Source organism: Vibrio sp. 1167 (assembly GCF_033340375.1).
GTDB lineage: Bacteria > Pseudomonadota > Gammaproteobacteria > Enterobacterales > Vibrionaceae > Vibrio > Vibrio alginolyticus.
The window spans coordinates 166,101-190,082 of record NZ_JAWOWK010000001.1; the positions used below are offsets into that span (position 1 = coordinate 166,101).

Annotated in this window: 18 protein-coding genes, 1 tRNA gene and 1 pseudogene; 11 read left to right on the plus strand and 9 right to left on the minus strand. The window is 43.1% G+C overall.

Features of this window, described 5'->3' with window-relative positions; genetic code table 11:
• Window positions 1–113 precede the first annotated feature (113 nt).
• From R7Z78_RS00770 to R7Z78_RS00780, 3 genes are all read right to left on the minus strand, one after another.
• A complete protein-coding gene (locus tag R7Z78_RS00770) occupies window positions 114–416 on the minus strand; it encodes a Fis family transcriptional regulator (protein WP_104976539.1) in 303 nt (100 codons plus the stop codon).
• A gap of 205 nt (window positions 417–621) precedes the next feature.
• Complete coding sequence (locus R7Z78_RS00775; protein WP_017635745.1) at window positions 622–1,560, minus strand: alpha/beta hydrolase; 939 nt, start codon at window positions 1,558–1,560, stop codon at window positions 622–624.
• Between the two features lie 72 nt (window positions 1,561–1,632).
• The gene (locus tag R7Z78_RS00780) at window positions 1,633–2,547 is read right to left on the minus strand and encodes an alpha/beta hydrolase (protein ID WP_017821078.1); all 915 of its coding nucleotides are present in this window, start codon (window positions 2,545–2,547) and stop codon (window positions 1,633–1,635) included.
• Between the two features lie 128 nt (window positions 2,548–2,675).
• Here R7Z78_RS00780 and R7Z78_RS00785 point away from each other — a divergent pair, with 128 nt between their 5' ends.
• Window positions 2,676–3,605: a LysR family transcriptional regulator gene (locus R7Z78_RS00785; RefSeq protein WP_104976538.1), complete on the plus strand. Its 930-nt coding sequence runs from the start codon at window positions 2,676–2,678 to the stop codon at window positions 3,603–3,605.
• Between the two features lie 69 nt (window positions 3,606–3,674).
• Here the strand turns inward: R7Z78_RS00785 and R7Z78_RS00790 are convergent, their stop codons facing one another.
• Complete coding sequence (locus tag R7Z78_RS00790; RefSeq protein WP_053307807.1) at window positions 3,675–4,868, minus strand: acetate/propionate family kinase; 1,194 nt, start codon at window positions 4,866–4,868, stop codon at window positions 3,675–3,677.
• A gap of 363 nt (window positions 4,869–5,231) precedes the next feature.
• On the opposite strand from R7Z78_RS00790, the gene R7Z78_RS24990 reads away from it, so the two are divergent.
• Window positions 5,232–5,567 (plus strand): GGDEF domain-containing protein, encoded by a 336-nt coding sequence (locus tag R7Z78_RS24990; RefSeq protein ID WP_225452550.1) that lies wholly within the window; start codon window positions 5,232–5,234, stop codon window positions 5,565–5,567.
• A gap of 71 nt (window positions 5,568–5,638) precedes the next feature.
• A pseudogene (locus tag R7Z78_RS24995) lies at window positions 5,639–5,882 on the plus strand (EAL domain-containing protein); the annotation flags it as partial.
• A 72-nt stretch (window positions 5,883–5,954) separates the two neighbouring features.
• Here the strand turns inward: R7Z78_RS24995 and R7Z78_RS00800 are convergent.
• Entirely contained in the window at window positions 5,955–7,886 is a 1,932-nt protein-coding gene (locus R7Z78_RS00800; protein WP_104976537.1) for a DEAD/DEAH box helicase, read from the minus strand.
• 413 nt (window positions 7,887–8,299) lie between these two features.
• Between R7Z78_RS00800 and rnb the strand changes: the two genes are divergently transcribed.
• Together rnb and R7Z78_RS00810 are read left to right on the plus strand one after the other, a co-directional pair.
• A complete protein-coding gene (rnb, locus tag R7Z78_RS00805; RefSeq protein ID WP_104976536.1) occupies window positions 8,300–10,303 on the plus strand; it encodes an exoribonuclease II in 2,004 nt (667 codons plus the stop codon).
• A gap of 71 nt (window positions 10,304–10,374) precedes the next feature.
• Window positions 10,375–11,184, plus strand: a complete 810-nt coding sequence (locus R7Z78_RS00810) for a helix-turn-helix transcriptional regulator (protein WP_017635750.1) — start codon at window positions 10,375–10,377, stop codon at window positions 11,182–11,184.
• Between the two features lie 33 nt (window positions 11,185–11,217).
• On the opposite strand, the gene R7Z78_RS00815 is transcribed toward R7Z78_RS00810, so the two are convergent.
• On the minus strand, window positions 11,218–11,571 hold the full coding sequence (locus tag R7Z78_RS00815; RefSeq protein WP_017821084.1) for a DUF3024 domain-containing protein: 354 nt from the start codon (window positions 11,569–11,571) through the stop codon (window positions 11,218–11,220).
• A 250-nt stretch (window positions 11,572–11,821) separates the two neighbouring features.
• Here R7Z78_RS00815 and R7Z78_RS00820 point away from each other — a divergent pair, with 250 nt between their 5' ends.
• The gene (locus R7Z78_RS00820) at window positions 11,822–12,646 is read left to right on the plus strand and encodes a phosphate ABC transporter substrate-binding protein (RefSeq protein WP_017635752.1); all 825 of its coding nucleotides are present in this window, start codon (window positions 11,822–11,824) and stop codon (window positions 12,644–12,646) included.
• A gap of 63 nt (window positions 12,647–12,709) precedes the next feature.
• Here R7Z78_RS00820 and R7Z78_RS00825 read toward each other — a convergent pair whose 3' ends face one another.
• Window positions 12,710–13,390 carry a MaoC family dehydratase gene (locus tag R7Z78_RS00825; protein WP_005375670.1) on the minus strand — a complete coding sequence of 227 codons (681 nt, stop codon included), beginning with the start codon at window positions 13,388–13,390 and terminating at the stop codon, window positions 12,710–12,712.
• 329 nt (window positions 13,391–13,719) lie between these two features.
• On the opposite strand from R7Z78_RS00825, the gene R7Z78_RS00830 reads away from it, so the two are divergent.
• A tRNA-Ser gene (locus R7Z78_RS00830) sits at window positions 13,720–13,810 on the plus strand.
• Window positions 13,811–13,971: 161 nt separating this feature from the next.
• On the opposite strand, the gene R7Z78_RS00835 is transcribed toward R7Z78_RS00830, so the two are convergent.
• Window positions 13,972–15,522 carry a PAS domain-containing methyl-accepting chemotaxis protein gene (locus R7Z78_RS00835; RefSeq protein WP_033907145.1) on the minus strand — a complete coding sequence of 517 codons (1,551 nt, stop codon included), beginning with the start codon at window positions 15,520–15,522 and terminating at the stop codon, window positions 13,972–13,974.
• Window positions 15,523–15,807: 285 nt separating this feature from the next.
• On the opposite strand from R7Z78_RS00835, the gene modF reads away from it, so the two are divergent.
• Window positions 15,808–17,262, plus strand: coding sequence for a molybdate ABC transporter ATP-binding protein ModF (gene modF / locus R7Z78_RS00840; protein WP_104976535.1), 1,455 nt, complete (start codon window positions 15,808–15,810; stop codon window positions 17,260–17,262).
• Here the strand turns inward: modF and R7Z78_RS00845 are convergent.
• Window positions 17,250–18,722: an EAL domain-containing protein gene (locus R7Z78_RS00845; protein WP_104976534.1), complete on the minus strand. Its 1,473-nt coding sequence runs from the start codon at window positions 18,720–18,722 to the stop codon at window positions 17,250–17,252. The two genes, modF and R7Z78_RS00845, sit on opposite strands and share 13 nt — an antisense overlap.
• 348 nt (window positions 18,723–19,070) lie before the next feature.
• Here R7Z78_RS00845 and R7Z78_RS00850 point away from each other — a divergent pair, with 348 nt between their 5' ends.
• The 3 genes from R7Z78_RS00850 (at window position 19,071) to R7Z78_RS00860 (ending at window position 23,951) form a co-directional block, all read left to right on the plus strand.
• Window positions 19,071–19,805: an IclR family transcriptional regulator gene (locus tag R7Z78_RS00850; RefSeq protein WP_005386192.1), complete on the plus strand. Its 735-nt coding sequence runs from the start codon at window positions 19,071–19,073 to the stop codon at window positions 19,803–19,805.
• 6 nt (window positions 19,806–19,811) lie between these two features.
• Complete coding sequence (locus tag R7Z78_RS00855; RefSeq protein WP_104976533.1) at window positions 19,812–20,651, plus strand: arginase; 840 nt, start codon at window positions 19,812–19,814, stop codon at window positions 20,649–20,651.
• Window positions 20,652–20,960: 309 nt separating this feature from the next.
• Entirely contained in the window at window positions 20,961–23,951 is a 2,991-nt protein-coding gene (locus tag R7Z78_RS00860; RefSeq protein ID WP_404974931.1) for a DUF6701 domain-containing protein, read from the plus strand.
• Window positions 23,952–23,982 lie beyond the last annotated feature (31 nt).

A 23,982-nucleotide genomic window follows, 5' to 3' on the forward strand; every position in this document is an offset into this window, starting at 1 on the left:
TTACACCGATGTATATCTAAGTGAGCTGAAGCTTCATTGCCCATCCAGTGCCCTTTGCATTTTTATAGCAAGGTAGCCAAGCACCATTTTATTACGGACCATTGCTGCCTGCGCTAATGCTTTTGTTTTGTATCGTAACTGATTTGCTTACTGACGTTCTTTAGTTGCACTCCTGCCTTATTAAATGCCTTTTGAATAGTTGTGGAAACATGCTGGCGGCCCTCTCCTTCAAAAAAGTTAACTCGATCTTGCTTCGTTTCGAAGACGCAGACTATTTCTAAGCTTTGTGGAAAAGAAGAGAATTTGACGGTATGAGTCACCCAAAGAAAGCCATCGTAGCCTTTTAGCGTATCTTCACAAACTTCGGTCAACACTTCTCTAATTAGATTCTCGACCTTCTTATCTGATTTGCGCATAAATTAAACTTCATTCCTATCTAACGCCTTTAATTAGGTTTCAGTGTACATTGTCTTAAACAGTATTTGGCAGTGGTATTTAGTCAATAGCCTGTAGATGAGGTTATTCGCACGAAGATTTACCGACCTACTCGCTTCGAACTACATCTTACGCTGTTAAAAATAAGCGCTTTGCAACTCTACAAAACGCTTCTAACTTATTAGATTATTTTAAGTGTGTTTCAAGGAATGCAGAAACCTTGTCCATTGCAATGCCGACTGCTTCTGGATGGTCATACAGTTCATAGTGAGACCAATTTTCCAAATTAACCAGCTGTCGGTCTTTTGATTGAACAGAGCGGCCATAAATTTCCTGCCCATCACGATAAGCACCAAACGCCCCGACTTTTTGCCCTACCACGGCCATAACAGGCTGAGTCAATAACGTTTCGGCAAATGCAAAGGCATCCCAGCTCAGTGTTTTCTGTGCATGTGAAAACAGCATACGAGTTGCACCACCTTCGGTTTGTCCACGTGATGTTTTGTAGTATTCAGTAGCTTCGAACACGTCTCGTTCTGTTAATCCATTTTCTTTTGCAAATTCAATATTTGGAGGAAGAAGTTCATCGATTTTCAGCTCTGAGCCGCGAGCTTCGGCTGTTCTCTGTGCAGCCATAGCTTCAAGATTGGCGATAGGGTCGTACATACTAAAGCCTTCACGGAACAAGCGGCCTAAGTTAACAGGCGTAATACCTACGACAGCTTTCAAGCGCTTTTCGGTTAGGGCTGAATTGATCATGTAACCACCACCGCCGCAGATACCGAGTCCACCAATTCTATTCTCATCGACATATGGTAAAGTTACTGCATAGTCGATAACGCGACTGATATCTTCAACACGTTGACTTGGGTCTTCTACGTAGCGAGGCAATCCTCCCGATTCTCCTTGGAAGCTCGCGTCAAATGCGATCACGACGTAACCTAACTCAGCAAGGGCTTTACCATAGACAGCGCTGGATGTTTGTTCTTTACAACTACCAAAAGGATGAACACTTATCATTGTTGGGTAGCGTTTCGATTCATTGAAGCCTTCTGGGAATAAAATTAATGCAGACATATCCCAAGACATATCAGCATTTCTAAAAGTGATTTTTTGCATATTCATAATCAATACCTTAAGAGTAAAAAGCCTTGAGAGCAGAAAGGCTCGAAGCAATTGAGCCTTTCATCGGGAATATTAAAGAGTGCGTTGGAAGAAAGATGCGAGTTGGGATACTGCGTCATCGACGTATTCGGCAACATCATAAAGCGACATATGGTTTGCACCATCAATGGCATACAAGGTTTTATCTGAACTCGCAGCACGTTCTATCAGGTCATCACTCATCCATTTGCTGCCTGCGTCACTACCAACGACAGCAAGAATTGGCTGAGTTAGGAATGCTTCCGCTTTGTGGTACGCATCGTAAGTAATGATCTGGTTTAAGTTACGAGTTAGAGCAAAACCCGGCGCATTTGGATGTTCACAACGTGGTGTGTGGTAATACTCCCAAGCTTCGCGTAGCTCTGCATTTGAGGCATCTTCTTCACGCATCGGAGCTAGAGGAATAGTCGCGAATTCTGTACCATTCGTGTCGGTTGTGCGAGCATTCGAACCAAATTCTAAGTAACCAACAGCGTCAGCATCGTTAACCGAATTATCCCAACCATTACGGAACATTTGGCCAATGTTTACGGCACTAACCATACCCAGTGCTTTGATTCGACGATCATTGATCGCTGCATTTGCACTATAGCCCGCACCAGCACAAATCCCCATTGCGCCAATTTTATCGTTATCGACGTACTCTAACGTTGTCAGATAGTCGACGACTGCGCTCACGTCTTCAGTACTCGTGTAAGGGTTTTCCATTTGGCGAGGCTCACCTGTACTTTCACCTTGATACGAACGGTCAAACGCAATGGCAATTATGCCGCTTTTTGCAAGTTTACTCGCATATAGGCCTGCGGTTTGCTCTTTTACGCCACCACCTGGGTGTGAAACAACAACCGCCGCATATTGTTTACTTGCATCAAAATCTGTAGGGAAGTTGATAACCGCTGAAATCTCAATACCTTGACCATTGAGATTTTTGAAAGTGACTTTAGACATAGCGACATTCTCCATTAGAGGTTAACTGTTCATCTCAGGCTGACCTAAGCTTCGATGTAATATTAGTCAACACACTGTTTCGGATAAATATCGTTTTATCTACATGACTGTTTAGTTATACTTAACAAATGAGAATAGAACCTTCTTTAATTTCATCACTGACGTGGTTTGCACATATTGCTCGCCATCGCAGTTTCACTAAAGCGGCCTTAGAAATGGGGGTAACCCGTGCTGCCTTATCACAACACCTGAAAGCGTTAGAGCAACAGCTACAAGTTCGGTTAATCAATAGAACCACTAGAAGTATGTCGTTGACTCAAGAAGGCCAACGTCTGCTTGATATTTTGCAACCTTCATTGGTGAACATTGAGCAGGTCGTTAACGAATTGAACGACTCTCATCTTGAGCCTTCGGGATTAATCCGTATCAGTGTATCAAGAACCGCTGCTCGGCTGCTTATTGAGCCCTATCTAGGTGAGTTCCTCTCTCGTTATCCTAAAATACGCCTAGAGCTAATCATGGATGATGGGTTTTCTAACATCGTCGCAGAAGGCGTTGACGCTGGCATTCGCTTAGGATTAAGCTTAGATGAACATATGGTTGCGGTCCCTATTACTCCGCCGTTAACAACGGCAATAGTGGGCTCTCCTGAATACTTTAGGCAAAATGGACTACCTCAAACTCCTGAGGATTTAGAAGGTCACAATTGCCTTGCTTATCGTTTTACCTCTAGCGGAACAATTGATCATTGGTCGCTAACCTCTCCAGATGTTGCAAAGCGCACCCTCGTTTTCGAGCCTAAAGGCAATGCTATTTTTAATGATGACTATAGTATGTTACAAGCTGCAATACAGGGTGTGGGTTTAGTGAAGCATATTGATTTATGGGTGGAAAAGCACATAAATGAGGGAAGATTGACCCGAGTCCTGACACCTTGGTGCAAAGAGTTTCCTGGGTTTTATTTATATATACCTTCACGAGAGCATATGCCGAAAAAAATCCGCGTCTTGATGGATTTTTTAATCGAAAAGCGCGAAGCTCTGAAACCCAAAGAGTGATTATCAAATTGCTTTAAATAAAAAAAGCGAGCACGAGGCTCGCTTTTAACTTTCTGTTTTCGTTATATATTACAATAGCTCAACCGATTGTTTAGCTATCACAAATTCCTCGTTAGTAGGAATAACAAGAGCTTTGGCACCTAACAACTCAGATGTTGCAATAACACCTGCGTTACCAAATCTTGCATCTTCATTACCTTTCTCATCTTCAACAAAACCTAACAGTTTTAGGTTTTTCAAGATTTCACGACGAATTGGTAGTGAGTTTTCACCAATACCACCAGTGAAGATGATGCCGTCTAATGAATCCAGAGCCGCGAGGTAGGAAGTAATGTATTTCGCAACGCGGTAAGTGAAGATCTCAAATGCCAACTTCGCACGTGAATTCCCCGCTTCCATTGCGTCTAGTACGCCACGAGCATCACTTGTCACACCAGATACACCTAAGAAACCTGACTTCTTGTTCATCATCTCGAACACTTCGTCTTTTTCCCAGCCTTTACGGAAAAGGAACTCGATAACACTTGGATCAAGGTCACCACAGCGAGTGCCCATCATTAGGCCAGCTAACGGCGTCAAACCCATACTTGTATCAACACATTCGCCATTTTTAACCGCACTCACTGATGCACCGTTACCTAAGTGCACAGTGATAAAGCTGCTTTCTTCAACCGGCTTATCTAGCATTTTCGCTGCTTCACGGCTTACGTAGTAGTGGCTTGTACCGTGAGCACCGTAACGACGCACTTTATGCTCTTCGTAAAGCTCGTAAGGAAGTGCGTACATAAAGGCTTTGGCTGGCATTGTTTGGTGGAAAGCAGTGTCGAATACAGCAAATTGAGGCAGTGAAGGGAACGCCGCCATTGCCGCTCTCATGCCTTCAGCGTTCGCTTTGTTATGAAGTGGTGCAAGTTCAGCAAGGCGCTCTACTTCTTGAATAACTGTTTCATCAACTTTCACAGTTCCTTTAAAGGTTTCACCGCCTGCGACAATGCGATGGCCTACAGCGACAAATTTTGAGCTCAAACCTAGAGTTTCGAGTAGTTTTACCACTCGCTCAACAGCGTACTGATGATGGTTACCGCCAGCTGGAATTGCTTCAACGGTTTTTTCTCCCTGATATTTCCAACTGATTTCAGCTTCAGGTAGGCCAAAACACTCACCAATACCTGATACCAAAGCTTCACCGGTTTCAGAATCAATAACAGCAAATTTTAATGAAGAGCTACCAGAGTTGATCACCAGTACAAACGAATTAGACATGAAATAGTTATCCTGTTGTAGAGCAGAGGTTGTAATAGCGCTTGTGCGCTGCGTACTTCTTGTTTGCCCCTCTATTATTCAATAATTTTTTAATCTTTCAACAATCTTTTAGTAAAAGCGATTTGATTGAACAAATTTTGTTGATCTGTAGCAAGTTTTGATTTTATTTGAAGACTAAAAAATATCACTTGTTAAACATAATTTATGAATAGGTCAATTTGTACAAAGTCAGATATATAAGCTACGTTGTTTATTGGGTGAACAAAAATAACAAACCAATCAATAAATCGGGGTAATAATGTGCCCACTATTGCATTTCTATTAGTGATCTTAGGTTTGATTTTGCTCTGCTGGGGATGGCAGATGACAAAAAACATCTGCTCGAAAACTGACGTAACCGGGTGGACTTTCCTATTATTGTTAATCAGCTGTTTCATTTTTGCTTATGCCGTTTTTTTGCACGCTATCATGCAAAAACCTATTACTTCTCTCTTAGAAACGGGGGTTTCTCTTATACTTTTTGGCGGCAGTATCTTTGTCGTGCTGGTGATTAAGTGGAGCAACGATTCGATATTAAAGCTTCATACTGTTGCTGAAAGAGAGAAGCGCAATGCCGTCCATGACGCTCTTACTGGGCTCCCTTATCGTAAATACTACTTTGAGTCTATCGAAGACATAACACAACCTGAAGGCCAATGACTGATTCAAATTATGAGATAACCTCAAAAACGTCGAAAGATTGATAATACGTTTCAAGGTAAGCTGGTTAATTTCTTTTCACAGCAAGCCGCACTGAAGGCTCCCGCTCTATCGTTGAGAACACGATTGCGCTAGCACATGGATTAGGGTATTCGGTCGTAGCAGAAGGCGTTCAAGACATGGACACACTGCATTTTTTGAGAAGTCGAGGCTGTGACATCATTCAGGGTTACTTGTTCTGCCCTGCCCTTAGACGAAGTAATAAGTTGGGTAAACAAACACGATGAAAAGCAAAACCGTATTAGACGCGCATAAAAAAGCCGAGCGCTTTGCTCGGCTTTCAATTCTTTTTGTAGCAACTTAAACCGTCGCTTTAATCACTCGTGATTATGCGTCTGTACGACGGCCACGACCGTGACCACGTTCACCACGATGTGCACCACGGTGATCACCACCACGGTTGCGATCGAAACGACGTTCGCCACCTTCACGATTACCATCGCGGTTGCCGTCACGGTTACCACGGAAACCACCTTCGCGACGACCGCCTTCACGACGATCACCACCACGATTGCCGCCTTCGCGGTTGCCACGGTAACCACCGCCATCACGACGACCACCTTCGCGACGACCACCGTCACGGCGACCACCACGAGACTCGCGGAAATCATCGAAATCACATACTACAGCACCAACATCTTGTTGACGGATACGTAGTTTGCTTAGCTTGTTCGCCGCGTCTGAAGTCATTGCTTTAGGTAGCTGTACGAATGTGTGGCCTTGAGCTAGCTTGATCGCACCGATAGAACCTTTACCTAGACCTAGTTCGTTTGCTAGAGCGCCAACGATGTCTTTAACTTGAACGCCTTGCTCACGACCAACTTGAAGCTGGTAAGTATCCCAGTCTTGGTTGTTGAAGTTACGACCGCCATCGCGACCACCTTCACGACGCTCTTTACGACGTTGCTTGTCACGCTCAATTGCTTCAACCATTGGGTCTTCGCCAATGTAGAACAGAGGACGTTTGCCTTGCTGACGCTTAAGAAGCATAGCAGCAAGTGTTGCTGGGTCGATGTCTAGAGAAGTTTGTAGTTTCTCTACCAACTCAGCAAATTTGTCTAGTGCTTTGTGCTCTTTCTCTGCTTCAAGCTCAGCGCCTAGCTTAGCTAGACGAGCTTCAGCAACTTGGTCACGTAGAGGAAGTTGGATTTCTTCCATAGATGACTTAGTTACACGCTCGATAGTGCGAAGCATACGAATTTGGTTAGTGCGAACTAGAAGGATCGCTTTACCCTTACGTCCAGCACGGCCAGTACGACCGATACGGTGGATGTATGACTCAACATCAAATGGGATGTCGTAGTTGAATACGTGCGTAATACGTGGAACGTCAAGACCACGAGCTACAACATCAGTTGCAACTAGGATGTCAATAACACCTTGTTTGATGTGATCAACAGTACGCTCACGTAGAGACTGAGGAATGTCACCGTGCAGTGCAGCTGCTTTGAAGCCACGTGCAGATAGCCAGTCAGCCAGACGCTCAGTATCTTGACGAGTACGTACGAATACGATTGACGCGTCAGTTTCTTCAGTTTCAAGAAGACGAGACATTGCTTCATCTTTCTCTACACCTTTCACTACCCAGAACTGTTGTTGAACTTTGTCTACAGTGTGGTTTTTACCAGCAACGTCAACCGTTACAGGGTCACGAAGGAAACGTTCAACGATCTTCTTCAGCATTGGAGGCATAGTTGCAGAAAACAGAACGCGTTGTGCTGACTCTGGAGCATGCTCCATGATCGCAGTTACGTCATCTACGAAACCCATGTTTAGCATTTCGTCTGCTTCATCAAGAACGAAAGTACTAACTTCGTCTAGGTGTAGACGTTCGCGATTGATAAGATCTTGAACACGGCCTGGAGTACCGACAACTACATGAGCGCCACTTTTAAGAGCACGCATTTGGTCGACAATAGATGCGCCACCGTAAATCTCTAGAACTTTCAAACCTTTGATGTTTTTACCAAGGTTTTTCATTTCCGCTGCAACCTGAATTGCCAGCTCACGAGTCGGAGCAAGTACAATCGCTTGCGGTTTGCGTTGGTTTAGATCGAGTTTGTTGAGAAGAGGCAGAGAGAACGCTGCTGTTTTACCTGTACCTGTTTGAGCTTTACCCAGCGCGTCAGCACCTTCCAATAGGTGTGGGATTGCCGCAGCCTGAATTGGAGTTGGTGACACGAAACCCATTCCGTCTAGAGCAGAAAGGATAGAATCATTCAGAGATAAATCACTGAATTGAATAACAGAATCTTGCATTGGGATCCTACTTAATTAAACAAAAAAACAGTCCCATATGCTCTTCCAATTCGATACTGATCCATCCAGATACTGATTCCATTCAGACGGGAACACAGCACAGTACACAACCGCGATAAGCCATTAGGGACGACTAAGGGAGGCGGATTATTCCTTAAAAGCATAAAAAAATCCAGAAAAAATTGAATTACATCACAATTTATTCTCAACAATGGTATTTTTAGCATATTTTTCCACCAACCCTACCATTCCCCGTAGATTCGCGTAACTCACAGATGAGAATTTCATCAATATTTAAGCCAATTTCTCGTGGTTAAATTGGCAAAATTCACGGCGAAATTACGCTCCACAGGTAGTAATAATAGCTCGCAATGATTATAGTGTGCCCAACTCCATAGGTAATTTAAGAAAAGATGTTTCAAGATAACCCACTACTCGCTCAGCTTAAGCAGCAAATCCAAGAAAACCTGCCTAAAAAAGAAGGCTCAATAAAAGCCACAGATAAAGGCTTTGGCTTTTTGGAAGTGGACAGTAAGACGAGCTTCTTCATCCCGCCTGCGTACATGAAAAAGTGCATGCACGGTGACAAAGTCATCGCCATTATCCGCACCGAAAATGAACGCGAAGTTGCAGAGCCACAAGAGCTGCTGGAACAAGCCGTGACTCGCTTTATTGGTCGAGTAAAAATGTTCAAAGGCAAGCTCAACGTAGCACCTGATCACCCACAGCTTAAAAAGCTATCTCTTAAAGCGAAACTAAAGAAAGGTCTAAAACCTGACGAGTTCGCCGAAGGTGATTGGGTTGTCGCACATCTTATTCGCCACCCTCTAAAAGGCGATAACTCTTTCTTCGTAGAAATTTCTGAAAAAATCACTGACGCGAATGATAAAATTGCGCCTTGGTGGGTAACGCTTGCTCAAAACGATCTACCAAACTCTGAGCCAGCAGGCATCGATAACTGGGAACTGAAAGACGACGCGGAGCTAGAACGCGTAGACATGACTCATGTTCCATTCGTCACTATCGACGGTGAATCGACTAAAGATATGGACGATGCGCTGTACGCGAAGAAAACCGTATCTGGCGATTTCGAACTCACCATCGCTATTGCGGACCCAACCGCCTACATCACACCTGAAGATGAAATGGATAAAGTAGCGCGTGAGCGTGGCTATACTATTTATCTTCCAGGCCGCAACATCCCGATGTTACCTCGTGATTTAGCGGACAACCTATGTTCTCTGATTGAAGGTGAAACCCGCCCTGCTATTTGCTGTACCGTAACGGTAAGTAAAGATGGTGTGATTGGCGACGATATTAAATTCTTCGCGGCAAACATCAAATCACATGCACGCCTAGCATACGATCACGTGTCTGATTGGTTAGAAAACGGCAGCTCTGAAGCATGGCAGCCATCTGAAGAGATCGCGACCATCGTTCGTGATCTTTATGAGTTCTCTCTTGCTCGCGCTGAATGGCGTGAGAAAAACGCAGTGGTCTTCCCTGATCGTCCTGACTACCGTTTTGAGCTCAGTGAAGATAACGATGTAATCGCTATCCACGCAGACATGCGCCGCAGTGCAAACCGTCTTGTTGAAGAATCCATGATTACCGCAAACATCTGTGCAGGTCGTACATTACGCGATAAATTTGAAACAGGTGTCTTCAATACGCATGCAGGTATCAAGAACGAGAAGATTGAAGAAGTGGTTCAACTTGTCAATCCAGAAGGCCAGTTGGAGTTCACAGCGGAGTCTATTGCTACGCTAGAAGGCTTTGCTGCGTTGCGCCGCTGGTTGGCAGCTCAAGAAACGTCTTATCTAGATAACCGCATTCGTAAGTTCCAAGCATACAGTGAGGTGGGTAATCAGCCTCTGCCTCATTACGCAATGGGTTTAGACATCTATGCAACTTGGACATCACCAATTCGTAAATACGGTGATATGGTCAACCACCGTATGTTGAAGGCCGTCATCCTTGGTAAAGAACCCGTACAAAAACCAGATGACCAAGTAGGCGAAGAGCTAGCTCTACATCGTAAACATCATAAAATCGCTGAGCGAAATGTCTCAGATTGGCTATATGCACGCACGCTTGCTGATGAGCCGAGTAAGAAAACTTGTTTCACAGGTGAGATTTTCGATATTAATCGTGCAGGCGCACGTGTCCGACTTCTCGAAAATGGCGCAGCAGCCTTTATTCCTGGTGCACTAATTCTTGATAATAAAGAAAGAATTGAGTGCAATGGCGACAACGGTACCATCTCTATCGATAAAGAGGTCGTATACAAACTTGGGGATACATTGGAAATTGTCCTTACGGACGTAAACCAAGAAAACCGCAGTTTAGTTGCAAAGCCAACCCAGGTATTCGCTGAACAACCAGCAGCACAAACAGAACAGACTGTAAGTGAGTAATACCGAATGAAGTTAAAAGGCGCTCTATTGAGCGCCTTTTTTATTTGTTATGTAAAACGATAAGAAAGAGTATGCCGAACATTGAGATCATTCGCTTTAATCACTTCACTGCGCGCAAAAGTGAGCGTTACACTGCAACACATAATGGGTTATATATTGTTGAAGAAGGTGCCCTATTAGTTCATCAACCTAATGGCGAGCAATTTGAACTTAAAGCCGGAGATTTCACACTCTATAACTCCGCAGATCTGAGCAGTGCAGAAGCCGTATCTAGTGACGGAGGCTTTAAAGCATTGGCTTTGGTCTTCAACCCAAACATATTCTGTGACTTTAAGAAAGCGCACCCGATGCTACGTTCCAAAACGGAAGAAAGGCGCTTCTATCCTTTTTCAACGCAATCCAGTAGCGAAGTAGCACAATTGAAGGACATGTTGGTTAAGTTAGCGAGTCGCAACGCTCCAGACTACACACAAAGCCATATCGCAATGGCATTGCTGTCGTTGATGGTTGAGGTAGAGCCAAACATTCTATCTATCATAGATGATGCAAGTAGCCTGAGCGACTCTCAAAAAGCCATTAAGTACATTGAGGGTAATATTGAAAAAGACATCACGCTAGAAGGCTTAGCGGCTCATATGAGCATGTCCATCGCGACCTTAAAACGTCGCCTCGCCGCAGATGATCTTTCGTTTTCTCAGATATTAAAGGTGAAACGGATAAACTTCGCAGCAACCCAACTGCGCAAGTCAGAAAAATCAATAACAGAAATAGCGTTTGAGTCTGGTTTTAAAAGTGCAGCGCATTTCAGTACAGCATTTAAATCCGTTTACAACATGACCCCCAAAGACTTTAGAAACCAAGTTGTTAGGCCTAAAGTATAAATCATGTCGGCATTCGCATCCGTTGGGCTCGCCCTATTCCCAAAAACACGCTTGAGGATCGCGCTCCAACTCGTTGAGTAAGTCCTCAAGCATTCGGCTAAATGGAAGTGGCTTATAAGGCACCCACCTTAACAGCTCGTTGTGATATGTGGGAACATAGAAATACCAAAGTTGGTTTTCCTCATCAAACATGATCTTCGCGACGGGAGAAGTATACTCGCTATGCTGGGAGTCGAGGAGAAAATGCGCCCGATGAAGCTCAACGCCATTTTCTACTAGCTCATAGAGGCACTTGCCCTGTTCGACAGGCAAGTTAGCATTACGCGCAGAGCAGAGCGATTGAACTGATTTGTATAAACGACTTGTCGCCATTTGGGACACTGACATCAACGTTCTCCCGATGGATGATAGTTAGAGCTGTCGATCCTAGTATATAACCTTTACATCATCACCGATGGTAGTTATCTACCTAACTCAAGTATAAGATAGCTATATTATCATCTCAGTCCACTTGGAAACGCTAGCTCCATCACCTCTTGACTAGAAACAATTCCCCTGTTTAGCGCTAACAGTTCACAAAAGTGTAACCTGAACGCAATATCATAAACTCTGCTTTATCCCGTATATGGAGTTTAATATGTTACGTTTTACTGTGGCGACGTTATTGGCCATAGCAGTCTCCCTCCCTACCATTGCAAAAGAAATCAACATCTCGGGTTCAACGTCGGTTGCTCGTGTGATGGATGTACTTGCTGAGGAATACAACAAAACACACCCAGACGATTACGTTGCTGTTCAGGGCATTGGTTCGAGTGCTGGTATCACCATGGTCAATAAAGGAGTAGCCGAAATAGGCATGAGCTCTCGCTATCTGACTGAAAGCGAAAAAGGTGAAGATCTCAATGTATACCCTATCGCTTATGATGGCCTCGCTGTTGTTGTAAACCGTACCAACTCTGTAGAAAACCTTTCTCAGCAACAGCTGTTTGATATTTACAAAGGTAAGATTAAGAATTGGAAAGAGGTCGGGGGCGCAGATCAGCCTATCGCGGTGGTTACTAGAGAAGCGTCTTCAGGTTCACGTTACAGCTTCGAAAGCTTGCTGGGACTGACCAAAATCGTTAATGATCGCCTTGTCTCGGATATCAGCCCAAACAACTTGGTTGTAAACAGCAACAGCATGGTAAAAACCATTGTTAACCATAACACTCGCGCCATTGGTTTTATCTCTGTAGGGTCAGTAGATCGCTCGATCAAGGCGATTCAGTTAGATGGTATTGACCCAACCTCGACAAACATTAGCAATCATAAGTACAAGTTGGCGCGACCATTCCTAGTGCTATACAAAGTAGATAAGATTAGCGATGCAGGTAAAGGTTTTATCGCTTTCCTTCGTTCAGAGCAGGGACAAAAAGCGATTGCAGATTACGGTTATACGCCAGTAAAAAACTTTAATCAGTAAAAATGAAAAAGAGAGCACCCTGATGCTCTCTTTTACTATGTCGTGTTCTATCCGGTTTCGGAATTAGAAATGCAGTTGAATTACAGAGACCACAACCGCACCAGGTCGACGAATACCTTCAATTTCCACTTTAATTTCGCGCTCAATCTCCAAACCTTTTTTGATTGGCGTTACTTTTGTTAACGTGCTGACTGCACGAACATTATTGCCTGCTTTGACAGGGTAAGGGAAACGGACTTGGTTTAAACCCAAGTTAACTACCATTTTAGCTGTTGGGAACATTGGCTTGTCTGGATCGACTGAATCCGTCAGTTTAGGCAGCAATGCTAATGTTAAAAAGCCATGAGCGATAGTTGTCTTAAATGGAGATTCAGTTGAAGCACGCTCTGGATCAGTATGAATCCATTGCATGTCTTCCGTTACCGCACCAAATTGGTTAATACGTTCTTGAGACACATGAACCCAATCACCAGTGTGAATAACTTCGCCAATTTTTTCACTTAACTCGTCATAAAGCTTTTGAGCCTCAGGTGCCATTACGATCGGTGCAGGTTGAGGTGCAACTTCTTCGTTGACGGCTGGCTGCTGGTGATCACGAACTTTTGAGAAAAGAAAGCTATTTTGAGCTTTCCCCAAAAAGTCACTCCAATAATCGCGTAACGTTGGAGACATCCAATTCATAAACTCGGATTGATGAGCAGAAATCGCATCAACTTTGTCTTTAAATAGATTTGTGACCTTCATAAACACCCTTAAGAATTCTAAGCACAACTGGCTATACCAGTTAATTTTGAATTAGTTCACAAAGTCTTGCAAATACTTTCGGGCGAACACATGTACCCTAAAAGCATGTTATGTCTTATATATCAGCAAGATAACAATAAAACACCATTTTATTGACGTGCGCCAATATAAAGTAAAAACTCTATAAATTGGTACTTTTTGTCCCTTTTTCACTCCGTTTTCAAACTGTCCAACATCACATCAGTGATCATAAAACAAGCAAACAGTACTTCTATTATAATTCAGCACTTTACAAGTCGGACTATGCTCCTTATTATACCGCCCACAACGGAGAGATGGCTGAGTGGTTGAAAGCACCGGTCTTGAAAACCGGCATACGTTAATAGCGTATCTAGGGTTCAAATCCCTATCTCTCCGCCACTTATTTAGAGAGCTCGCATTTATTGCGAGCTCTCGTCGTTTTAGCTCTTACAAAAACGAGATTTAGAAATCCTCGCTCGTAAACGAATCCGGCACTTCACTATATTCCAGTTAAAAGCCCGCTAATGTTTAGCGGGCTTTTAACTTCGATTTTCTAAAGTTTAAGCAAACTTCTTAATCATTTCAGACAGGTCATTGGTGCAATTTTGCACTTTGGTGTTCATATGATTCGTTTCAGTCATCAGTTCATACGATTCACTGTACTTTAAATTAAGCGACTGGATGTTTTCATTTATTTCATCCGTTACATAAACCTGCTCTTCTATCGCGACCGCAATTTGTTGGTTTCGTTCGACGACGTCCTGAACAAGGGACTCCAGTTGTTGAATGCTATCCAAAGCAGTACCTAACAATGTTACCGTTCCGGTCGACATTTCATTACCTTTCTCTAACGCAGAAACCGCTGATTTGCTCCCATTTTGAATCCCTTCAATGGCCGATTTAATCTCTGTTGTCGATTCCTGAGTTCTTTTAGCTAAGGTTCTCACTTCATCTGCTACAACGGCAAACCCTCTGCCTTGTTCGCCTGCCCTCGCGGCTTCAATTGCAGCGTTCAACGCTAATAAATTAGTTTGTTCGGCAATACCATTGATGACTTCAACAACGGTTCCAATTTGCTCGGTTTGTTGGTTCAAACGTATGACCACTTTAGATATTTCGCCGAGCTCACCCACCAACTCTAAAACCGATTGGTTAACATTATCGATAACGCTACGGCTGTCTATCATCGTATTTTGCGCTTCTAACGTAGCCTCGGCGGTCGCTTGAGCATTATTTGATATCTCAGATGAAGAGGCTTGCATCTCGTTGACCGCTGTTGCGACCGAGTCAATCTCCACTTTCTGTGCGCTTAAGTTCTCCGTCACTTGCTGGCTATTTGTCGCAGCACTGTTAGCACTTGCGCGCGTTTCTTCGCAAGAGTCTTTTACAGACACGCCAACGCGCCCCAATAGCGCATTTGCAAATTGCTTACGCATCTTCATACCCAGCTCAATCTCAGCCAGATCGTTGATTCTTCCGCAATAAATATATTCCATGAGTGGATTGTTGAAGTCTTGCCTAGCCTGTTTAGCGAGCTTCTCAACTGGTCTGGTTAATACATAAATAGAGAAAACGGAAAGTAACGCAACAACGCCAAACGCTATCACTGGTGATTGATTCATTTGTAGAATGAGTAAGCCAAGAAGGTTTGAAATTAAAAGGAAGAAGGCCGATCTCATCCACAAACGTGTACGAGGAAGATACATTTTCCACGGCTTACGATTATTTCGAAGCTTCGAATACGCTTTTTCCGCTCGCTGGATGTGTATACGCTCAGGTTTAAATCTCACTGATTGGTATTCCACAACTTCACCATTAGATTTTATAGGAGAAGCAAACGCGTCAACCCAATAATAGCCGCCGTTTTTACGTCGATTTTTGACCATTCCCATCCAGTGTTTGCCAGTTTTCAGGTGAGTCCATAAATCTTTAAAAGCCTGTTTTGGCATATCAGGATGACGCACAACATTGTGGGGTTTACCGATAAGCTCCCCTTCATCAAACCCCGCTACTTCATTAAAGTTTTCACTGGCATATTTGATGTAACTGGAGGTATCGGTAATGGAAACTAGGCTGTAACTCGAAGGGTAATCGTATTCCGTTTCACTCATAAACATGTGTCCTTACATTGATTAATTAATAAACGGCAAATATGAATTTATCAGCATAACATTTACATGCATAATGATAGGTTGATTCAAAAATAAAACAAAATTATTGACAAGCTTACTTGTTACTTAATGACTCTAGTCGCATTTTTATCCTCTAATACAAGGCTTCGTTAATATGCACAAGACTGAGCACTGTTCAAAATTAATACACAAAAGCGCTTCCGTACTGAGTTCGTAAATTGTTATAAGTAATCCACTAAAACGAAAACAAGGAAGACAAACACAATGACTATTCACTTTCGTCAGCTTGCAGCTAAGAGAAACACGACACACTTGTTTATTGACGATTGGAAAATTAACACTCAGCAGTCTTGGGGGATATTCAGCGCGGATGGAGATATTGGCTCTCTGCTTGGAGACCTTATTTGTGATGAAATATCACCAAATAGTGGGGAAATTGAGCTAAATGGGCTGTCCGTTGCGCAAGTGTCGTTATCAGAGCAACAGCGATTACTGGAAAGAGAATTAGAAAAAGATGATACGGATTTTCTTGATCGTATCGACCAAGGAAGCACTGTTTATTCATTAATCCTAGAACAGAGCCAAGACACTAACTTAACTGAACAGCTAGTTAATGATCTCGACCTAAGTCATCTTAGAGATAGTGGCTTCCGTGTTCTCTCTACCGGAGAAACCAGAAGAGTAATGCTCGCCCGAGCTTTAGCCACACAACCTGACTTGGTATTACTCGATAATCCATTTACTGGCTTAGATATTGCGCACCGAGCTGCTCTCGCTCGCTATTTACACTCGCTTTCTCAAAATGTGCAACTACTCATAACCTTCTCTCGCGAATCTGACATGCCTGAGTGGATCAATAGCATCGCGCTTTTCAGTGCAGGAAAGCTTGATAGTACAATGGATAAGTCCAGTTGGGATAATCATCCAATCATTGGACAAATTAAATCTCAGTCAAAGCAACAGAGTGAAGAAATGATGAGCTTGATACGTCAGCATCAGCACTCGACACCATTCAACAACCCAATATTTGAACTAAAGAATGGGACTGTTGAATACACCGATAAGAAGATTTTTACTGACTTGAACTGGCGCATAGACAAGGGCCAACATTGGCAGGTCAAAGGCCCAAATGGTTGTGGAAAGAGTACCTTACTTGGATTGATCTTTGGCGATCATCCGCAATGCTACAGCAATGACATTGATATTTTTGGTAAAAAGCGTGGTACTGGCGAGACAATCTGGGAAATTAAGCAGCATATCGGTATGGTGTCTTCAGCGCTACACCTCCAATATCGAGTCAATTGCAGCGCATTAGAAGTCATTTTGTCAGGATTTTACGATTCGATTGGGTTGTATAACCAGCCAACTCGCAAAGAAATGGATATTGCAAACGAGTGGCTCGATATCTTACATATGAGCCAGTACAAAAAAACCTCATTTAAGCAATTAGAGTACGGCCAGCAGCGACTGTTACTGATTGCAAGAGCCATCGTGAAACAACCCACATTATTGATTTTGGACGAGCCGTATCAAGGGTTAGATTTTTTGGGTAGACGGTTAGTTAAGAACACACTTGAGCTCATCGCTAGAGAGAATTTAAGCCAACTATTGTATGTGTCTCACTACCAAGAAGACCGCTTAGATAGCATCAAAAATGAGTTAGAGTTTGTGTTTGATGAAAATGCTCAGTGTTATAGAGCTAACGTCTACCAATCATAATGACTTCGCTGCGCAAGCTGCTCATAAGGTAATGGTTTGGAGTACAGGTATCCCTGATGATATCTCACTCCCATCTTCTTTAAGTGTTCAGCTTGCGCTATGGTTTCCACGCCTTCAGCGATCAATTGTACTTGTAATTCTTCCGCGAAGTGAACCATCGCTTTTAAGACAGAAGCACTAAGGCTAGGAATACCAATAGTTTCGACAAAGCACTTATCGATTTTTAAGTAATCTATGCGCATGTGCTGTAGAAATGCTAACGAGGTTTGGCCAGTTCCAAAATCATCGATCAGCACATCAATACCATGCACTCGCAGCGCTGCAATGCATTTTCTCGCCTCTGAATCAATGAGCTGACGCTCCGTTATCTCTACCCCTAATGAGACTTTGTTTCGGCTCAACTGTCTGTCGAGCAATTGAATTTTTCTGATCGCGTTTGGTCCGACTAAATAACCAGGCGGCACGTTAATACCAAGGTGGACAGGCTGATCAAAGCCTAATTTACTGAAGTCCTCTGCCGCTTTATCCAGAACGAAATCAGTAAGTAAAAAAACCAATCCACTTTGCTCTGCCGCAGGGACAAACTCATCCGGAGAAATGAACCCCTTACTTTGATGCTCCCATCGCACTAGCGCTTCAAACCCGAATAACTGGCCGGTATCAACGTTAACTTGCGGTTGGTAATACAGGGTCAACTCTCCTCTTTTTATCGCTCTTTTAAGATCCAGTATCAAATTGCGATGGGGATCAATAAACTTATTCAACGCATACAAGCAAAGGTAGATAACGAAAATAATTGGAATTGAGTACAAAATATAGGAAAGTGTTCTCTGTTTGACGAAAAGATCGCTAGCTTCGCTCAAAGCTTCATACTCAAACATTTGCGACGATTTGATACCGATAGGATTACTTCCCGCTCTTAATGCTCCTTCAGGTGAAACTTGATCATGGATAAACAGCGCAGAGCGTTTTAGGCGTAAATCGTTGTTAAACCCTATTGTCGCATTAAAGTAGTCATGATCGATAATCGTTACGGCTTGATAACCCCGCTCTCCCTCCGTTACCACAAGCAAGAACTGATCGTACAAGCTATCAACACTACCAAACGCTAGCGTTTGTCCCTTAGGAAAGGTGATGTGCTCAGCTAACGGTTTAGAGATACTTCCCAATTTCGAAGAACAAGTAATGACTCCCTCTTTCACAATGAGCATTTCTTCAATATCTCGTTCAAACATTAAGCTTTGCTGGAGCTCTTCACATCGTTCAGGGTGTAGCAACGCCGTGCGGTTTTCTGTCTCTATTTGGAATAAAATTTCATCTGCAATTTGCACATTTTTTTCTAATAAATGATTGAGATTGTTTTGCACGCTTTCACGAGCTAAATACAAAACCTCTCCAATAACCAAGGGAATAGGCAGAAGAAAAATGATGGCTTTTTTAAAAATCGCCTTATTCAGCATATAAAAGTAACCTTTTATAAAACCGATTTACTGAGATGGTACCTCGATTCCGATACCCGCTAGCAACTCACGTTTTTTAACATTATTTGTTTGGATTAACTCAGTATGCGAAACGCTGAGTAATACCGCAAACTAAACAATGTCTTATTCACTCCTGTTCCAATTTAGTATCAAGCGCCTCAAACCTGAGACTTTAATTCGACACCATGTTATGTCTATCGGTACTTGCGAAAGTCTTTACCTGTCTGTTTCTCATCATGTAAGAATTACCCATTAAAATTATTTTTCTTTTCTCAGTGATTAAGAATTATATTTGTCGTAACTCCTACAACACGTTACAACACTCTCATGACGACAAACAAAGCTAATGCTAACCAGGTAAACGAAAAATCACTGCAGTTGTTAATGCAAGTTGCAGTTAGTCCGTTCCCAGTTTCTGCGAAAACGCTAAGCGAGCAATTGAACGTTCCTTTAAGCAGCCTTTACCGACACTTAAAACTGCTTAAAGAGTGGAACTTGATCGAAGAAAGCGTTCACGACAAGACATTTGTAGTTGGTCCGGCGGCATTATTACTCATGCACAGCTATGAGACCGCGCAACATGGGCTCGACATGGTCGAAACCATACTGGCTAGGTTGGTACAACAAACCGGGGAAATGGCCGCTTATATGGTACCAGCGGGTTATCGTGCGCTTTGTGTCAGACAGAAAGAAAGTATGCAGGCGCTGCGTTGCAGCTTCGTCCAGGGTCAAAGTCAACCTCTGCTGCGCGGTGCCTCATCTAAAGTGATGCTTGCTTTTATGCCTCAAAGTCGATGCGAGAAAATCTTGAGATATTTTAATCAAGATCACCGACGTGACGAGTGGGAAAAAGAGCTCACAACCATCCGTAAACACGGATATGCCGTCAGTACTTCTGAGATTGACCCTGGTGTTTCAGGTATTAGCGCACCGGTAATGAAAGGAAGCAAACTGATTGGCGCAGTCTCGGTGATGGCTCCGGCCCACCGAGTCGAAAAGGATAAGCAGCGCATTATTTTACATGTACTGCAAGCGGCAAGGGCACTACCACCAGAAAGGTAATTCATCATGTTAAGCTTTTTCAAACGCTATAAACTCCACCACACCGTGAAACAGCCGCAGCATTACCCTTTTTCTTTTATGACAGTGTGTGAGTATTTGCCACCCATGTCTAAGGGCGCGTTTGAATTAGCTGATCAAAGTTTGGAAAATGCTAGTGATTGGCTATACCAACAGCATGATCATGAAACCGCTGAAAACTTTGGTCACTTCAACCACGACAAGCTGGAAAATGGCGAGTTTCAGGAAGCATTAAGCCTTTCGCTTTCTCGCCACTCAATTCCTGTTTTAGTAACTAACTGTACCGAGGCAATCTTGTCCATGTTACCTGTGGTCGTGTCCTATCGAGACGAAGTGGGTGTGGTAAATATTGGACATGACATGAACTTGAAACCAACACTTGAACCACGTTTAGGCTCTGCATTCCATTTTGCTTTTTCTCGCTATCAAAACGTACGATTGTTTTTTGCTGGCGTCAGTGAACAAGAGACGAAGCAGGAAACGTGGGAATACGCGGAAGATCAAGGTTGTGATTGGGTGACCGAGAAAGAGTTTTCTTTTCGTCATCGTAATAACGTTAAGCAACAGATCGGCAATTACCTAGACCACTGCGACCAAATAATCATTAGTATCGACCTTGGATCTCTAAAAACCAAAAACAGCCTTGATGGCGCGTCAGAAATTGATATCCAAATGGTTCTACGCACGATTAGGCAATGTCTGGTTGCAGGTAAAGTGAGAGCAATTCAGCTCGTTGGCGATCGAGATTGCCTGGTCTATTCGAGACAAACGAAAGCCATACTAGAAGAGTTATATCAGATGGCTCCACTCATCGTTCACGCTGCCTAGCGTTATAAACATTCAGAATCAGGATCGCGTCCTTCCTGATTCTGAACCAACATGCTTACTTATTATCCTTAACTAACAAATAGTTACACATATAAATCGACACACATCACACTTGCCTCTTGAACTAACCTGACACTTACGTTGTAATAAGGCCGCTAAACTTTGGTATGACATACGAAATAAAAAACAACCAAAGTTCAATAACTAAGCGGCTTCAAAACAAAAAGTACCGCAGCTATTCCAATTTCAGTGAGCATTTGCTCACGCTCGCTTGATGCCATCTTGTTCCACTCATTAGGACATTTGATGATGCGTCTTTGCAGTATTTTCACTGCGGTTCTTTTTTTACCGCTAACCTCACACGCCACCACTTATGACTTAGCAGATATCAAGTCAAACACTAATGTTGCCTTTTGTAAAAACGGAACCATTCATGTAACGGGTTCTACTTACGATTGCACTACAAATATTGTTCTCCCGAAAGGCGATCAAATTATAAATAGTAGTCAAAGCTCATCGTCTTTAACCGCTCATGGTTCCATAACACTCCGTGGGCAGAATGTCATAGGCTCAAAGGAAAGCCCTATAAACATCAAAGCTAAAGGAACTTGGTTAAAAATTAATGGTAATAGCTACGTACTAGGTAATGTCTCTGCTTTAGGTTCTATAAAAATAACTGATAGTGAAATCGAAGGAGATATAGAAACCAATGGTGTTGGTGGAAATGGCCGTTCTGTCGAGTTTTACGGAGAGCACAACGTCCTTAATGGCAACATCATTGCTCAAAGTGACGTGTACATCGAATCTGGTATGTTCTGCGGTGATATCAAATCAAAAGGAACAAAAGTAGAAATTAATCAACTGGAATCGTCGCTTTCTAATACACCAATAGTTGTGGGCAACATTAATGCTCTATCGGGGATAAATCTTAATAATACGACAGTTTTTGGTTCTTTGACATCTCAGGGACATACTGTAGATACAGGTTTTGGCACGACCAAAATATATGCGAATAAGCAAGCTATTTCGGCAATGCATTTTTCAATTAATAACTCCAATACTTCTATTTGTGGTAGTGTGACAGCCACCCTAGAATCAAGTTCAAATTTCAACCACTATTGTGGCATTGATGAACCCAATTGTAGTTACGCAAATCAAACACCAACAACTTGCCCTATTCCTTCTTATATCCCTGAATGTAAAATTACGCCTCCATCAGAGAACGACTTCGACCTCAGCGTCACACCATCGGACGACATGGCACTGATGTGCGGCGACGATCTTCCGCAATTTACAGCTACAACAACCAATAATGGAGAAGTTGTAAGCGCAGAAGTCAGTGCCGTCCTATCACACCCTGACTTATTCACTTTAGAGGTGGTTAAAGGTCATCAGACATTAGGAGCCAACCAATTTATATCTGACGATAATGGTGAACTTGTTGTTCGAGTGGTTCCGAATAATATTGATACGATCTCGTTAGATACCAACTACACACTAACTTTCACTATGGCGAAAGACACGAGCAAGCATCAAACTGTTAGCTTTATGTTTACGCCATTTATGTTTGAGGCCTACTCAAAGACAAAAAGCACCGCTTTAAATGAAATACGCGTTATTGCAGGTAAGCCAGAAAACGTGCATACGCGATTACTTGCTTGTGCCACCACCGGCGAACCTGTAGTAGCAAGCAACTACAATGGTACGCCTAAAGTTTTTCATCCATTGGTTCAACCATTAGGAGGAAGTGAAGGAAACTTTAGCTATTCAGCAGAATTTGAAGATGGCTTGTCTGAACATGGCCTTATCACGAACGAATCCGGCATATTTGAAGTGACATTGTCCGATCATTTTGAATGTGAGGGATTTGAAGAGTGCCCAGAAAAAGGCAAAGTGGAAGTGAGAGGAACATTTAATGTGCACTCGCGACCATGGACACTCGCAATTTGTGACAACCAACGTGCTTTGCCTTCTGGCACCTCTGAACAAGGAGAAGGGTTTCTTGCTGCCGGAGAACTTTTCTCTCTAACGGTGAAACCAATCATTTGGCAACCTGACGGCTCTGTAAGTGGTTCTGTTGAATCAGCACGTTATTGTGATGCCTCTATCACCCGTAATTTTATGCTTGATGACGCTCCAGCAGCATCCGTTGTCTTGTCGAGTGAGCAACATACGCCATCAGAGACAGCGAACCAAACCTCGAAATTGCTAAAAAGTAGTTACTCACTGGCTCAGGCGCATAATTCAGCCAAGAATGATCAATTCCTCTTTAATGGATTATATTGGGAAGAAGTCGGGAGCTTGAGAGTAAAAGCAAACCTAGAAAGTAAATATCTAGGTATGACTGTGAACGAAGGCTATCGTTACGTTGGTCGTTTTTACCCAAAATATTTTCAAGTGCAAGACCAAGAATGGCACTACCCACATGGCCAAACTTTTGCTTACATGAATCAACCTTTTGAGAAAGTCACTTACGATGTTGTCGCACTCAATGCGAATAAGGAAAACGTGAAGAACTACGTCCACTTTTCATCTAACCTTCAACAACATTTCGACTTAGGCGAGCTAAGCTCATACTCCGAACGGTTTTTGCCGCCTAAGCCTAAGAAGGCAGACTGGAAACTACTGGGTAGCGCGAGTGTTGGAACGTTTGTGATCGAGAAGCCCTCGACCAATGCGACTTGTAACAATAGCCCATGTTGGAAAAAGAACACGACAGATAAACAATACCCTGATGGCCCATTTAATAAAGGGACTAATAGTGATATCAGCCAAATAGGTTTAGTCTCAGTAAAAGCCGTTGATGAGGTAAACTTCTTCGGCGATAGCGAAGTGCTCACAAAACAACCAGACATTCGATTCGGTCGTTTGAACTTTCAAGATGTAGGTGGCAACCAAGGCATGGTGTTCAAAGTGCCACTTGCTGTAGAAACTTGGCAAAACGGTCGATTTACGACTAACTTCGATGACAGTTCAACGACGGCGAATGGTGAATATTACTTCAGCACGCCAATTTGGTCGAATGCGCCTGCAAACAACGCCATGCTTTCTGGAGTTGGGACAATGCATGTTGGCAGGATGACCGATATTGTTGCAAGCCAAATTGACTCAGCACGCGAGCAAATACAATTCCACCTGGATTTAGACGGCTCAGGCAATCGCATCCCTTGGCTGAAATACGACTGGGATAGCTCTACAAGTGAAGAGGAAAACCCACCCGTCATTGTTACGTTTGGTATTCACCGAGGAAACGATCGCATTATTTATCGTGGTGAACCCAATATGCTTGGCCTAAATTAACGCGAAACGGCAAACAAAAAGAGCCCCTCAA

Excerpts from the sequence above, each read along its gene's own strand:
- R7Z78_RS00770 (WP_104976539.1), bottom strand. The coding sequence starts at position 416 with ATGCGCAAATCAGATAAGAAGGTCGAGAATCTAATTAGAGAAGTGTTG.
- R7Z78_RS00775 (WP_017635745.1), bottom strand. The coding sequence starts at position 1,560 with ATGAATATGCAAAAAATCACTTTTAGAAATGCTGATATGTCTTGGGAT.
- R7Z78_RS00780 (WP_017821078.1), bottom strand. The coding sequence starts at position 2,547 with ATGTCTAAAGTCACTTTCAAAAATCTCAATGGTCAAGGTATTGAGATT.
- R7Z78_RS00785 (WP_104976538.1), top strand. The coding sequence starts at position 2,676 with ATGAGAATAGAACCTTCTTTAATTTCATCACTGACGTGGTTTGCACAT.
- R7Z78_RS00790 (WP_053307807.1), bottom strand. The coding sequence starts at position 4,868 with ATGTCTAATTCGTTTGTACTGGTGATCAACTCTGGTAGCTCTTCATTA.
- R7Z78_RS24990 (WP_225452550.1), top strand. The coding sequence starts at position 5,232 with ATGACAAAAAACATCTGCTCGAAAACTGACGTAACCGGGTGGACTTTC.
- R7Z78_RS00800 (WP_104976537.1), bottom strand. The coding sequence starts at position 7,886 with ATGCAAGATTCTGTTATTCAATTCAGTGATTTATCTCTGAATGATTCT.
- rnb (WP_104976536.1), top strand. The coding sequence starts at position 8,300 with ATGTTTCAAGATAACCCACTACTCGCTCAGCTTAAGCAGCAAATCCAA.
- R7Z78_RS00810 (WP_017635750.1), top strand. The coding sequence starts at position 10,375 with ATGCCGAACATTGAGATCATTCGCTTTAATCACTTCACTGCGCGCAAA.
- R7Z78_RS00815 (WP_017821084.1), bottom strand. The coding sequence starts at position 11,571 with ATGTCAGTGTCCCAAATGGCGACAAGTCGTTTATACAAATCAGTTCAA.
- R7Z78_RS00820 (WP_017635752.1), top strand. The coding sequence starts at position 11,822 with ATGTTACGTTTTACTGTGGCGACGTTATTGGCCATAGCAGTCTCCCTC.
- R7Z78_RS00825 (WP_005375670.1), bottom strand. The coding sequence starts at position 13,390 with ATGAAGGTCACAAATCTATTTAAAGACAAAGTTGATGCGATTTCTGCT.
- R7Z78_RS00835 (WP_033907145.1), bottom strand. The coding sequence starts at position 15,522 with ATGAGTGAAACGGAATACGATTACCCTTCGAGTTACAGCCTAGTTTCC.
- modF (WP_104976535.1), top strand. The coding sequence starts at position 15,808 with ATGACTATTCACTTTCGTCAGCTTGCAGCTAAGAGAAACACGACACAC.
- R7Z78_RS00845 (WP_104976534.1), bottom strand. The coding sequence starts at position 18,722 with ATGCTGAATAAGGCGATTTTTAAAAAAGCCATCATTTTTCTTCTGCCT.
- R7Z78_RS00850 (WP_005386192.1), top strand. The coding sequence starts at position 19,071 with ATGACGACAAACAAAGCTAATGCTAACCAGGTAAACGAAAAATCACTG.
- R7Z78_RS00855 (WP_104976533.1), top strand. The coding sequence starts at position 19,812 with ATGTTAAGCTTTTTCAAACGCTATAAACTCCACCACACCGTGAAACAG.
- R7Z78_RS00860 (WP_404974931.1), top strand. The coding sequence starts at position 20,961 with ATGCGTCTTTGCAGTATTTTCACTGCGGTTCTTTTTTTACCGCTAACC.